This window comes from Neisseria sp. P0020.S003 (assembly GCF_051957095.1).
GTDB classification, from domain to species: Bacteria; Pseudomonadota; Gammaproteobacteria; order Burkholderiales; family Neisseriaceae; genus Neisseria; species Neisseria subflava.
The window spans coordinates 1-11,851 of record NZ_JBQCWU010000031.1 but is presented as its reverse complement, the minus strand read 5'-3'; the positions used below and the strand labels follow the sequence as shown (position 1 = coordinate 11,851).

Annotated in this window: 11 protein-coding genes and 1 riboswitch; of the genes, 4 read left to right on the top strand and 7 right to left on the bottom strand. The window is 50.6% G+C overall.

The window, feature by feature from the left end:
* The coding region (locus ACTHTQ_RS10945; RefSeq protein WP_440363935.1) for a type IV pilin protein at positions 1-376 on the top strand (376 nt) is incomplete at its 5' end.
* Positions 377-452: 76 nt separating this feature from the next.
* On the opposite strand, the gene ACTHTQ_RS10940 is transcribed toward ACTHTQ_RS10945, so the two are convergent.
* The 6 genes from ACTHTQ_RS10940 to metK all read right to left on the bottom strand — a co-directional run bounded on the left by ACTHTQ_RS10940 (position 453) and on the right by metK (position 6,307).
* The gene (locus tag ACTHTQ_RS10940; RefSeq protein WP_440363934.1) at positions 453-1,277 is read right to left on the bottom strand and encodes an undecaprenyl-diphosphate phosphatase; all 825 of its coding nucleotides are present in this window, start codon (positions 1,275-1,277) and stop codon (positions 453-455) included.
* A 44-nt stretch (positions 1,278-1,321) separates the two neighbouring features.
* Positions 1,322-1,963: a thiol:disulfide interchange protein DsbA/DsbL gene (locus ACTHTQ_RS10935; protein ID WP_440363933.1), complete on the bottom strand. Its 642-nt coding sequence runs from the start codon at positions 1,961-1,963 to the stop codon at positions 1,322-1,324.
* Between the two features lie 13 nt (positions 1,964-1,976).
* On the bottom strand, positions 1,977-3,044 hold the full coding sequence (locus ACTHTQ_RS10930) for an SPOR domain-containing protein (RefSeq protein WP_440363932.1): 1,068 nt from the start codon (positions 3,042-3,044) through the stop codon (positions 1,977-1,979).
* Positions 3,045-3,197: 153 nt separating this feature from the next.
* Entirely contained in the window at positions 3,198-4,694 is a 1,497-nt protein-coding gene (locus ACTHTQ_RS10925) for a YifB family Mg chelatase-like AAA ATPase (protein ID WP_440363931.1), read from the bottom strand.
* A gap of 13 nt (positions 4,695-4,707) precedes the next feature.
* Positions 4,708-5,028: an accessory factor UbiK family protein gene (locus tag ACTHTQ_RS10920; protein WP_049328707.1), complete on the bottom strand. Its 321-nt coding sequence runs from the start codon at positions 5,026-5,028 to the stop codon at positions 4,708-4,710.
* Positions 5,029-5,137: 109 nt separating this feature from the next.
* Positions 5,138-6,307, bottom strand: a complete 1,170-nt coding sequence (gene metK, locus ACTHTQ_RS10915; protein ID WP_440363930.1) for a methionine adenosyltransferase — start codon at positions 6,305-6,307, stop codon at positions 5,138-5,140.
* Positions 6,308-6,481: 174 nt separating this feature from the next.
* Positions 6,482-6,592: riboswitch (SAM-I-IV-variant riboswitch) on the bottom strand.
* Between the two features lie 108 nt (positions 6,593-6,700).
* On the opposite strand from metK, the gene ACTHTQ_RS10910 reads away from it, so the two are divergent.
* The 3 genes from ACTHTQ_RS10910 (at position 6,701) to ACTHTQ_RS10900 (ending at position 11,636) form a co-directional block, all read left to right on the top strand.
* The gene (locus ACTHTQ_RS10910; RefSeq protein WP_440363929.1) at positions 6,701-7,576 is read left to right on the top strand and encodes a lysophospholipid acyltransferase family protein; all 876 of its coding nucleotides are present in this window, start codon (positions 6,701-6,703) and stop codon (positions 7,574-7,576) included.
* A gap of 277 nt (positions 7,577-7,853) precedes the next feature.
* Entirely contained in the window at positions 7,854-11,141 is a 3,288-nt protein-coding gene (gene recC / locus ACTHTQ_RS10905) for an exodeoxyribonuclease V subunit gamma (protein ID WP_440363928.1), read from the top strand.
* Positions 11,142-11,144: 3 nt separating this feature from the next.
* On the top strand, positions 11,145-11,636 hold the full coding sequence (locus tag ACTHTQ_RS10900) for a thioredoxin family protein (RefSeq protein ID WP_440363927.1): 492 nt from the start codon (positions 11,145-11,147) through the stop codon (positions 11,634-11,636).
* A gap of 128 nt (positions 11,637-11,764) precedes the next feature.
* Here ACTHTQ_RS10900 and ACTHTQ_RS10895 read toward each other — a convergent pair.
* Positions 11,765-11,851: IS3 family transposase (locus ACTHTQ_RS10895; RefSeq protein WP_153063788.1), on the bottom strand; the 87-nt coding region annotated here is incomplete at its 5' end.

The window sequence follows — 11,851 nt, the reverse complement described above, 5'->3', positions numbered from 1 at the left end:
GGCCTACCGGGAATCGGTCCGCTCGGCCAACCTGCGTGCGGCGCATGCCGCCCTGCTGGAAAATGCGCGCTTTATGGAGCAGTTCTATACGAAAAAGGGCAGCTTTAAGCTGACGTCGACGAAGTGGTCGGAGCTGCCGGTGAAGGAGGCGGGTGGTTTCTGTATCAGGATGAGCGGTCAGGCTAAGGGGATCTTGGAGGGGAAGTTTACTCTGAAGGCGGTGGCGTTGGACAGGGAGGCGGAGCCGAGGGTGTTGCGCTTGAACGAGTCGCTGACGGCGGTGGTGTGCGAGAAGATGAAGGGGAAGGGCAGCTGTATGGACGGCGAGGAGATATTTAGGGGCAATGATGCGGAGTGTCGGCCTTTTACGGGGTAGAAACCTGATCGAAAGGGAGGATGCGGATAAAGAAAAAGGACGTGCACAGGCACGTCCTTTGGTGAATGAAGATGGGTTATTCGCTCCAGCTGACCCAGCCCAGCATCCAAGTAAGGAGAATCAGACCACCAAATACAATGCGGTAGTAGGCAAAAGGTACATAGTTTTTACTGGAGACAAATTTCAGCAAAGCTTTTACTGCCAATAAACCGGCGATAAATGCTGCGATAAAACCGATGGCAATTTGTCCGACATCTTGCAAGGTAAAGAGTTTGTAGTTTTTTAAGATGTCGTAACCTGTTGCCGCAATCATCATCGGTACGGCAAGAAAGAATGAGAATTCGGTAGCTGTTTTACGTTCCAGTCCCCATAGCATACCGCCCATGATGGTACTGCCTGAACGTGATGTACCAGGGATAAGGGCACAAGTTTGGGCGCATCCTACAACAAATGCGTCGATTGGGCGCATATCATCTACATGATTAACTTTAGGTTTGGCTGTTGCTTGGCGTTTTTCAACCCATAAAATGAAGAAACCACCCAGTACCAGCATGGTGGCAACGGTAATTGGGTTGAAAAGGTGTAATTTGATTTGTTTGCTGAACAATAGACCCACAACCGCAGCTGGGATGAAGGCAATAAATAAATTCAGTACAAAGCGATTGGCTGTTCGTTCTTTACCCAGTCCTTTTATGATATGGGTAAATCGTTGGCGGTATTCAAATACGACGGCTAATACTGCACCGAGTTGAATAGCAATTTCAAATACTTTTCCGTTGCTTTGAAAGTTCATTAAGTCACCGAATACAATCAAGTGACCGGTACTGGAAATAGGGAGAAACTCGGTTAAACCTTCGATGATACCGAGAATAAGTGCTTTAAATAAAATCAGAATGTCCATAAGTTTTCAGACGGCCTTGAGGCCGTCTTTCTTTTGTTGAATAGTTAAAGTGGTTTTGAGGATTGTTCGCGGCGAACTTTGACGATGAGCTCGTCTATGGTTTTCATACCGGCTTTCCAGTCGGTACCGTTGAAATTGATTTTGTATTTTCCACCGACGATGACAGTTGGTGTGTTTTCAATTCGATAAGTTTCCGTCAATTGCTGCATTTTTGCAGCAGCCGATGCGGCAGCAGGACTATTGTAGGTTTGAAGCAGTTTTTTACTGTCAAAACCCGTCTGTTTCCCCACCCATGATCGGAATACATTGGTATCGGCCAAGTTGATTTTTTGTTCGTAAACTGCTTTGAAGATGACTGGATTGGCTTGATATTTCAAGCCTGAAAGATTAACGGCTGCGGCAATTTTGGCCAAACCCAACATTTCAGGCATCCAAACGACGTGTTCTGTCCGTAAGGAAACATCTTTAGCGAAGGTTTTGCTGTGTTGCAACAAAACCGGATCGAGATGGTAGCAATGAACGCAGAAGTAGCCAAAAAACTCAAGTACTTCAATTTTTCCGGCTTGTTGTTGCGGGATAGGACGACTGAGGACAGTATAGTCCACGCCCTCGGTAGCAGCTTGCGCACTCAGGCTGAGTAGGCCCAGGCTGAGTGCGGCAATGGTTTGTTTTATACGCTGCTTCATATCAGTGATTCCATTATTTGGTAGAACGAATCAAGCTGTTGATATTATGGCCTCGCAGGTTTTTTTGCAGTTTCACAGCGGCTTCCTGTGGCATGGTGTTACTTTGAACTCGGTAAATGGTTTTGTCGCCGTTTTGCGATTCAACCACTTTGGAAGAAATACCTAAAATAGCCAATTTTGCACGTTGTGAGTCTGCGCTGGAGCGGTCTGCATATGAACCAAGTTGCAGGAAAGCTTTTTTACCGCTGTTGGCAGCTGTTTCGGCTTTTTCTGCTGACTGTTTACTTGCAGCGTTGCTGCTTTCTTTTGTTGCAGAGGCATTTGCTGCTTTACGTGCTTTTTCGATGCTGCCGCTGTTGAGGATTTGCTCAGGTGTCGGCTTGTTTTGTTTCTTGGCTTCGGCCGCTTTTTTCTCAGCCAGTTTGCGCTCGGCACGCTCTTTTTGTTTGGCAGTCAGCTGGTCGGCTGCTTTTTTGTCTTTGGCAGCATTATCGGCAGTTTCTTTTTCCGCTTTGGCTTTTTCTGCGCGTTTTTTCTCTAACTCGGCTTTTTTCTCGGCCAGTTTTTTCTTAGTAGCTTCTTTTTCTGCTTCAGCTTTTGCAGCTTTTTCTTTGGCTTCACGTTCGGCTTTATCGGCGGCGGCGTTATCAGCTTTTTCTTTAGCTTCGCGTTCGGCTTTATCGGCAGCGGCTTTCTCTGCTTTTTCTTTGGCTTCACGTTCTGCTTGTTCAGCTTTCTCCTGAGCTTCTTTTTCCGCTTGAACTTTTTCTTCAGCTTCTTTAGCAGCCTTTTCAGCCGCTTCTTTAGCTTTGGCTTCTTTCTCGGCCGCTTCTTTTTCTGCTTTGGCTTTTTCTTCATCTGCTTGGGTAGATGAATTGTCGGTAGCTGGGCGTTTCTCTGCTTTGTCCTGAGGTTTCAGGATTTCAGGTTCTTCGCTTTGTTTAGGCTGAGTCAGCTCTTTGAAAACGTTTTGGTTGCCTTGGTTCAAGAAGAACAAAATACCGGCAATAATACCTGTTGCCAGTATCAGGCCGAAAAAGAAACCGGCCAAGCCTTTGCCATATTGTGTAGATTTTTTCATGACTTACCTTGTAATAATGTGTTCAGACGGCCTGAAAGGAGACTGTCTGAGTTGGATTCGATATTTTATCAATAACCGTTATAGACGGCAAAATCCTGATGCTTTGTTTACTCTAGTTTTACTTAAACATAAAGATTCAGTCCGTCTGAAAAGTTAAAGGGCGCGGCGAAAGCCGATGGCTTTCATCACATGTGTTTTGCTGACTTCTTCGTCGGCTGCCAAATCGGCAAGCGTACGGGCAACGCGCATGATACGGTGGAAACTTCGGGCGGAAAGGGACAGTTTTTCGAGCATGGTTCCCAAAGCTTCTTGCGCTTCTTTTTGGATACGGGCTTTGCCATCGAGCTCGCCGACACTCAGTTCCGCATTGACTTTGCCCTGTCTGTTGTATTGGATTTTTCGTGCGGCGGTAACGCGTTCCAATACGGTGGCACTGGATTCGCCTGCTTCTTGTTGCATCAGCTCGGCAGCGGAAAGGCTGGGTACTTCGATGGTTAAATCAATACGGTCGAGCAATGGCCCTGAAATTTTGTTGCGGTAACGGGCAACGCTTTCAGGCGTGCAGCGGCAAGGTTTGGACGGATGACCAAGATAGCCGCAAGGGCAGGGGTTCATGGCGGCGACAAGTTGGAACTTGGCCGGATAAACTGCTTGGCGTGCGGCGCGGGAAATATGGATTTCGCCGTTTTCTAAAGGCTCGCGCAATACTTCTAATACTTTACGGTCAAACTCGGGCAATTCGTCTAAAAACAACACTCCGTGGTGCGCCAATGAGATTTCACCCGGACGTGGGTCTGAACCGCCGCCTACCATGGCAGCCGAGCTGGCACTGTGGTGAGGGCTGCGGAAAGGACGGTTGCTGTCGAGTTGCTGTTGATGGTTGGGCAGGAGTGAACGCAATGCCCATACTTCGACCAATTCGTCTTCGGTCAAAGGCGGGAGGATACCGGGCAAACGTTGCGAAAGCATGGATTTGCCTGTACCCGGCGGACCCATCATCAGCAGGCTGTGTCCGCCTGCCGCTGCGATTTCCAATGCAAGGCGAGCAGTATGTTGGCCTTTAACATCGGCTAAATCAGGAATTTTACTTTGTTCAGACGGCCTTTGCGTCAGCTTGCATTCGGTTTGTATCAACGGTTCGATGCCGTTTAAATGCGCGGCCACTTCGCCCAAAGAACGCGCGCCATAAACCGCGATACCGCGCATAACGGCAGCCTGTTCGGCATTTTCTTGCGGCAAGACGAATGAGCGGCCGGCCTGCATTCCCTGCCATGCCATGGCCAGTGCGCCGCGTACGGGACGCAGCAGGCCGGACAGTGCCAATTCTCCGGCAAATTCATATTGGGCGAGCTTTTCAGGGTTGATTTGTCCCGATGCGGCAAGAATGCCCAAGGCAATCGGCAAATCGAAACGGCCGGATTCTTTTGGGAGGTCGGCCGGTGCGAGGTTGACGGTAATTTTCTTGGCAGGAAAGTCGAAGCCGCTTTGGATGATGGCGGCACGCACACGGTCGCGGCTTTCTTTGACTTCAGTATCGGGCAAACCGACGATATTGAAATGTGGCAAGCCGTTGGCAAGGTGGGCTTCCACTTCGACCAACGGCGCATTCATGCCGCTTAAGGCGCGGCTGTAAACCAAAGCAAGCGACATGTTTCAGACGGCCTTATTCGGCAGCTTCGGTTTGTTGTTTGATTTCGGCAACAGCTTCTTCCGCAGCGGTTTCGGCCGCTTTCAAAGCAGCTTCTTCAGGCTCTTGAGCGGCTTCGAGTTTGGCCAAACGGGCTTCCAATTCGGCCAGTTTGGTACGGGTTTTAATCAAAACCTGTTGTTGGATGTCGAATTCTTCGCGGGTCACTAAATCCATGCGGTTGAACGCGCTGCCGAGCATGGCTTTAACGTTTTTTTCCATGTCTTTGGCAGGGCTGTTGGCGATGGTTTCGCTGATTTTGGAGCTGACTTCTTCAAAAAGTTGTTTGCCGAACATAATCCGTATCCTTTATTCAGAATGTATATAGAAATTCAAGTGGCTATTGTATAAGGAAAAAGGCCGTCTGAAAACGTTTTGCTTTTCAGACGGCCTCAAATGCGGAAGTTTACACGCCTGCGGCTGCTTTTAATGCGGCTGCTTTGTCGGTGCGCTCCCAAGTAAATTCAGGCTCCTCGCGGCCGAAGTGGCCGTAGGCGGCGGATTTGCTGTAAATCGGGCGCAGCAGGTCGAGCATTTGGACGATGCCTTTAGGGCGCAGGTCGAAATGTTCGCGAACCAGGGCAATCAGTTTTTCTTCGCTGATTTTGCCGGTGCCGAAAGTGTCGATGGAAATCGAAGTCGGTTCGGCAACGCCGATGGCGTAGGAAACTTGGATTTGGCATTGGGTTGCCAAACCGGCGGCTACGATGTTTTTTGCAACATAGCGGCAGGCATAGGCGGCGGAACGGTCCACTTTGGACGGGTCTTTGCCGGAGAATGCGCCGCCGCCGTGCGGAGCTGCGCCGCCGTAGGTGTCGACGATGATTTTACGGCCGGTCAAACCGCAGTCGCCTTGTGGACCGCCGATAACGAAGCGGCCGGTCGGGTTGATCAGGTATTTGGTTTCGTCGGTCAGCATTTCAGACGGCAGAACCGGTTTGATGATGTGTTCGATCACGGCGTTTTTCAGCTCTTCGTAACCGATAGACGGATCGTGCTGGGTAGACAGGACGACGGTGTCGATGCGTTTTACTTTGCCGGTTTTGCTGTCGTAAACCACGGTCAGCTGGGCTTTTGCGTCGGGACGCAGCCAAGGCAGGCGGCCGTCTTTGCGCAATTCGCTTTGACGCTGCATCAGGCGGTGGCTGTAATAGATGGCAAACGGCATCAGGGTAGGGGTTTCGTCGCAGGCGTAGCCGAACATCAGACCTTGGTCGCCCGCGCCTTGGTTCAGGTCGATGCCTTCGCCTTCGTTCACGCCTTGGGCGATGTCCGGAGATTGTTGGTCGTAGTACACGCCGACTGCGCAGCCGTTGGCGTCAAAGCCCAGCTCGGAGGAGTTGTAGCCGATGCGTTTGATGGTTTCGCGGGCGACTTTGATGTAGTCCACTTGGGCTGTGGTGGTGATTTCGCCTGCCAATACGCACAAGCCTGTGTTGACCAAGGTTTCTGCGGCGACACGCGCTTTGGGGTCTTGCGCCAAGATGGCATCCAAAATCGCATCGGACACTTGGTCGGCAACTTTATCCGGATGGCCTTCGGATACCGATTCGGAAGTAAACAGATATTCGCTCATTGCTATTCTTTCATTAAAAAACAGGCTGCTGTGTTTTCAGACGGCCTTTTATTTCGGACAGCGGAAATCATAACAAAAACTCCGCTTTTTCTCTATACAAGTGAGAAACATTCGCACTTGCCTGCTGTTTCGGAATCCTGTTGCGCGTTTCTTACAGGCAAAAAAATTCCCGCATTAAGCGGGTTTGGATTGCTCTGGCGAGCCACATCGGTTTTTCAACCGTCCACCTTACCTTTCCGTTTGAAAAGCAGGTTGGCATGGAATTCCCAACTCTTAATGCAGTGCGGATAGTAGCAGAAAAGCAGGTGTGCCGCAATATATTTGCCCGAAGTCTGTTTTGTTCAGACGGCCTGTTTCGTTTACAATCTGTCCACTTCATTTTGGTAAAACCTTATGCAAACGCTTGTTACCTTTGTTTTTAAATTTTTGGCCGCTCTGCCTTTGGCTTGGTTGCACAAATTAGGCAATCTGCTGGGCAGTTTGGGTTTCCGCGTGCTGTCGAAAGATCGCCGGCGTGTTTTCGAAAACATGAAACTTGCCGGTTTGAACCCGACGGATGAGGCGGTGAAAAAAGTTTTCCGTGAAACGGCAAAAGGCGGCTTGGAATTGCCGGTGGCGTTTTTCAGACGGCCTGAGGAAATTGAAAACCTGTTTGTCAGCGTCAACGGTTGGGAACATGTTCAGACGGCCTTGAGTGCAGGCGAAGGTTTGCTGTTTATAACGCCGCACATCGGCAGCTATGATTTGGCCGGCCGCTACATCAGCCAGCAACTGCCGTTTCCGCTGACGGCGATGTACAAGCCGCCGAAAATCAAGGCATTTGATGCCGTGATGCAGGCAGGGCGCGTGCGCGGCAAAGGCAAGACTGCGCCAACCAGTATTCAGGGCGTCAAACAAATCATCAAAGCGCTGCGCGGCGGCGAAGCGACCATTGTTTTGCCGGACCATGTACCGTCTCCAGAGGAAGGGGGCGACGGCGTGTGGGTGGACTTTTTCGGCAAACCTGCCTATACCATGACGTTGGCGGGCAAGCTGGCGCAAGTCAAAGGCGTGAAGGCTTTGTTTTTCTGCGGCGAGCGTCTGCCCGACGGTAAAGGCTTTGTCTTGCATATCGAGCCTTTGCGCGGCGAATTGAACGGCGATAAGGAGAACGACGCGCGCGTTATTAATGAAAATACCGAATATTGGATACGCCGTTTTCCGGAACAATATTTGTTTATGTACAACCGCTACAAACATCCCGAAGGCGCACCGCTGCCGCCTGCTTGAGTGGGATAGGTTAAAAACCTGCTTTGAGGGAAGCAGGTTTTATTTTGGTTGGGAACTCAGAAGATTTTCTTTCGGCTTAAACAAAGCCGAGGTTTAGAAAGAAATACATCAAAGCCCAGCGTTTGCGCTGATACTCGATATTTAACGGTAAAGGCCGTCTGAAAAGCGATTTCAGACGGCCTTTACCGTAATCTTTTGCCTTTTATTTTAATACGCTGCTGAACCGTTTGCCCTGATGGCATTATAATGCGCGTAATTGTTTTTTCGATGGCATGTCATGTTTTATCTCTTTCAATCCGACCGTTTGGAATCGCTTGCCGAAATGTGCGCGCGTATTCATCAGGCTTCGCCCTTGGATTCTGTATTGGCGCAGGAAGAAGTGGTGGTGCAGAGCCAGGGTATGCGGCGTTATCTGAATGTGTTTTTCGCGCGGGAGCTCGGCGTGGCGGCGAATTTGAAGTTCAGCCTGCCTGCCGGTTTGGCGTGGCAGCTGATGCGCAAATTGGTTCCCGATGTGCCGCCGCTCAGTCCGTTTTCGCCTGAAGTCATGCGTTGGCGTTTGCTGGATTTGTTCCGCAGCGAAGCGTTTCAGACGGCCTGGGAATACGAAAACGTGCGCCTGAAGCTGGAAAGTTATTTGCATAGCTCGGCATCGGCGGATTATCAGCTTGCCGGACAGATGGCGGATATTTTTGACCAATATTTGGTGTACCGCCCGGATTGGATTGATGCGTGGCAGGCTGGGAAGCTGCTGGGTTTGGGCGATGATGAGGATTGGCAGGCGCGGCTGTGGCGTTATTTGGACGATGGCAGCCAATCTGCGCCGCATCGCGTGGCCTTGTGGGAAAAGCTGTTGGCGCAGTTGGATAAATCGGTCTTGCCGCAAAGGTTTTTTGTATTCGGCATTTCGACAATGGCGCCGATGTATCTGCAACTCTTGCACCAAATTTCCAAGCATTGCGATGTGTTTGTGTTTGCGCTCAACCCGAGCAGCCAATATTGGGGCGAGGTCATCGATGAGGCGCAGATTTTGAAAAGGGGCGATGAGGCGGACTTGTCGCAGGCAGGGCATCCGCTGTTGGCCTCTTTGGGCAAGCAGGGGCGCGATTTCTTTGATTTTTTGTCGGAAGTGGAAACCGAGCAGGATATTCAGGTTTATGAAGAGGGAAAAGACGATACCTTATTGCATTGCCTGCAAAACGATATCCAAAACTTAATCATGCCGTCTGAACGCTTGTGTCAACAGGAAGAAGGCGAAGCAGGTTTGGTTCAAGTCCATGATGCGGACGGCAATCCAGTGTGTGTCGAGCCGGACAAATTGCTGAATGACGGCTCCGTCAAAATCGTCGCGACGCACAGCCCTTTGCGAGAATTGCAGATTTTGAAAGAAGAGCTGTCGCTGGTGTTGCAAAATAATCCCGACTGGCAGCCGCACGATATTGCCGTGTTGACGCCGAACATCGAGCCGTACAGCCCGTTTATCGAAGCTGTTTTTGGACAGGCACACGCAGGCAGCCAGGCTTTGCCGTATTCGATTTCGGATGTGAAGCTCAGCCGCCGCCAGCCGTTACTGTATGCTTTGGCGCAAACTTTGGACTTGCTGGAAAGCCGGTTTGAGGTGGACAAGGTTTTGCCTTTGCTGGAAAGCCGGTTGGTACTGCAACGTTTCGGTTTGAGCGAGGAAGATGTGCCGCTGCTGCATGAGACTGTTGCCGGATTGAATGTGCATTGGGGTTTGGACCAAACCATGCGTGAGGGCAAAGACAACCTCTTTACTTGGCAGCAGGCGGTAGAGCGTTTGGCCTTGGGCTGGATGTTGCCCGAAGGCGGCAACGGCATGTGGCAGGGCGTGAGCGCGTGGCATAGCAACGTCAATCAGCTGGACGTGTTCAGCGGTTTTGCCGAATTTATCCGCACTTTGGCCGATATGGCGGCGCAATGGCAAGAGCCTGCCAATGTGGAAAGTTGGGTGCAGCGTTGCCGTGCTTTGCTGGAGAAACTGTTTGCTCCGGATACGGACGACCAATACGCCAAGCAGCAGTTTGAGCAGTCTTTGGCGAAATGGCAGGAAGAGGCGCAGTTGGCCGAATTTGATGGATTGTTGCCGTGTAAAACCGTTATCCGCCATATCCGCCGCTTTTTGGACAGCGAAAGCCAAGCCGGATTTTTGAGCGGCGGTATCACTTTTTGCAGTATGGTGCCGATGCGCAGCTTGCCGTTTAAAATGGTTTGCCTGTTGGGTTTGAATGACGGCGATTTTCCGCGCAATACCAAAGCGGCGGTGTTCGACCTGATTGCCAAATATCCGAAAAAAGGCGACCGCGCCCGCCGCGACGACGACCGTTATCTCTTCCTGGAAGCCTTAATCAGCGCGCGCGAAATGCTGTATTTGTCTTATATCGGCCGCGATATACGCAATGATGCCGAGTTCGCGCCGTCTTCGTTAATCAGCGAGCTGCTGGATACCATTGCCGCCATGACGGGGAAAAGCGGGCGCGAGTTGTCGGAGAAATGGGTGAAACATCATCCGTTGCAGGCGTTCTCACGCCGTTATTTCCAAAAGGACGCGCTTTCAGACGGCCTCTTCAGTACGCGCCAAGATTACGCCGATGCGTTGAACCAACCGCAAGCGGAAGCGCAGCCGTTTTTCCTTGAGGCCTTAAGTCAGGAAGAGCCGGGCAAAACCATTCACCAGGGCGAGCTTGTCAGTTTTTGGCGCAACCCTGTCAAAGTTTGGCTGAAGAAAAATTTAAGCTGGGATCAACCGTATCTGGACGGCGCATGGGAGTCTGCCGAACCGTTTGAGCCGCAACATGAGGGTCGGATTGCCGATGCCTATTTGGATGCACGGCGCAAAGGGGAAGATTTTGAAGATACGGCCATTCGGCTGAATGCCGAAAGCCTCATACCGGTAGGCGAATTGGGCGGTTTGTGGCAGAAGCAGTATCAAATATCTGCGAAAAGCGTAGATGCCGAGCTGATACGCAGTAACAAAAGGCCGTCTGAACCTTATGAAGAACACTTTGACGACTTGGTGTTACAAGGCACCATCGGCAATCTTTACGAATGCGGCCGCATTGTGTTCCTAAATCAAAAAGACAATGCCCCCAACCGCATTGCCCGTTTATTGGAGCATTTGATTTTTTGCGCCGTTGCCCCTAAATCCGTTGCAAACCGACAAACCCATATTGTCAGCTTGGGGCAGACCGAAACCTATGCCGCCATCGGGCAAGAGGCGGCGAGGGAGCTTTTGAAAGAATGGCTGGTATATTTCCGAATCGGACAAAATACCCCCTTGCCGTTTTTTGCTAAAACCAGCCTTGCCGCAGCGGAGGAGTACAACAAGAAAGAGGATTGGGATGCTGCCTTGAGAAAAGCCCATGAGGTTTTTAACGGCAATAAAATGAGCAAAGGGCAGAAAGAATATACCGAAGTGAAGCTGGTGTTTGGCCATTCGGAAGAATCGCCGCTTGATGAGCCGCTATTTGAAAACCTCGTCGTCAATCTGCTCGTTCCGCTTTTGACCGGCGTGGCAGGGAAGACCGATACAACAGAACAGGAGTAAAGCATGGCCACTTATGCAGAATATTTGGATTTTGATACTGAAGAAGACAAATTGAAACAGCAGCAACTCTATCAGGCGACCGAGCTGTCGGCGCAAACGGTAGCGGCGGTTAAAAAGATCAGCCGTCCGCAAAACTGGCTGCTTGCCGCTGCACCATATTGCCCTGATTGCCGCGTGTTTGTGCCGTTTATTCAAAAAATGGCGGAGTTGAACCCCAATATCCGCATCAACTATATTGCCCGCAACGATTTTGACGACAGCAGCCGTTTTGAGAATCCGCGCCAACAGGAAATCGTCCGCGCCAATCAAAAAATCCCTGCGCTGTTTTTGATGGGTCATGAAGAGGCCGGGCCTGTGTTTAACGAGTTTCCACAAGTGGTGTTGAACCAAATTGCGGCAGATGAAACCCGGCGCACGGAATTGCGCGATGCGTACCGTGCCGGCGAGTTTAATGCCGATATTGAGGCTCAGATTGTAGCGGCATGGGCAGAGTAGCGGTGTTGAGCAGATATTGCTGGTGTGTAAGGCTGTGTTTTGAACCGCTTTGATATTTTGCTTTGTAATAAAAAGGCCGTCTGAAAAGTGAACTGGCCCCCAAATCTTGGACACTCATAAAAGCCTATTCAGGCACTTTGTGTAAGCTGGGTTCTATATGCGACAGGACTCAGCTTTTTCAATTTCAAACTGCAACGCTCCCGGTTGTAGTAATC

Coding starts and splice junctions, on each gene's coding strand:
- ACTHTQ_RS10930 (WP_440363932.1), bottom strand. CDS start 3,044: ATGAAAAAATCTACACAATATGGCAAAGGCTTGGCCGGTTTCTTTTTC.
- ACTHTQ_RS10925 (WP_440363931.1), bottom strand. CDS start 4,694: ATGTCGCTTGCTTTGGTTTACAGCCGCGCCTTAAGCGGCATGAATGCG.
- ACTHTQ_RS10900 (WP_440363927.1), top strand. CDS start 11,145: ATGGCCACTTATGCAGAATATTTGGATTTTGATACTGAAGAAGACAAA.
- ACTHTQ_RS10935 (WP_440363933.1), bottom strand. CDS start 1,963: ATGAAGCAGCGTATAAAACAAACCATTGCCGCACTCAGCCTGGGCCTA.
- ACTHTQ_RS10920 (WP_049328707.1), bottom strand. CDS start 5,028: ATGTTCGGCAAACAACTTTTTGAAGAAGTCAGCTCCAAAATCAGCGAA.
- recC (WP_440363928.1), top strand. CDS start 7,854: ATGTTTTATCTCTTTCAATCCGACCGTTTGGAATCGCTTGCCGAAATG.
- metK (WP_440363930.1), bottom strand. CDS start 6,307: ATGAGCGAATATCTGTTTACTTCCGAATCGGTATCCGAAGGCCATCCG.
- ACTHTQ_RS10940 (WP_440363934.1), bottom strand. CDS start 1,277: ATGGACATTCTGATTTTATTTAAAGCACTTATTCTCGGTATCATCGAA.
- ACTHTQ_RS10910 (WP_440363929.1), top strand. CDS start 6,701: ATGCAAACGCTTGTTACCTTTGTTTTTAAATTTTTGGCCGCTCTGCCT.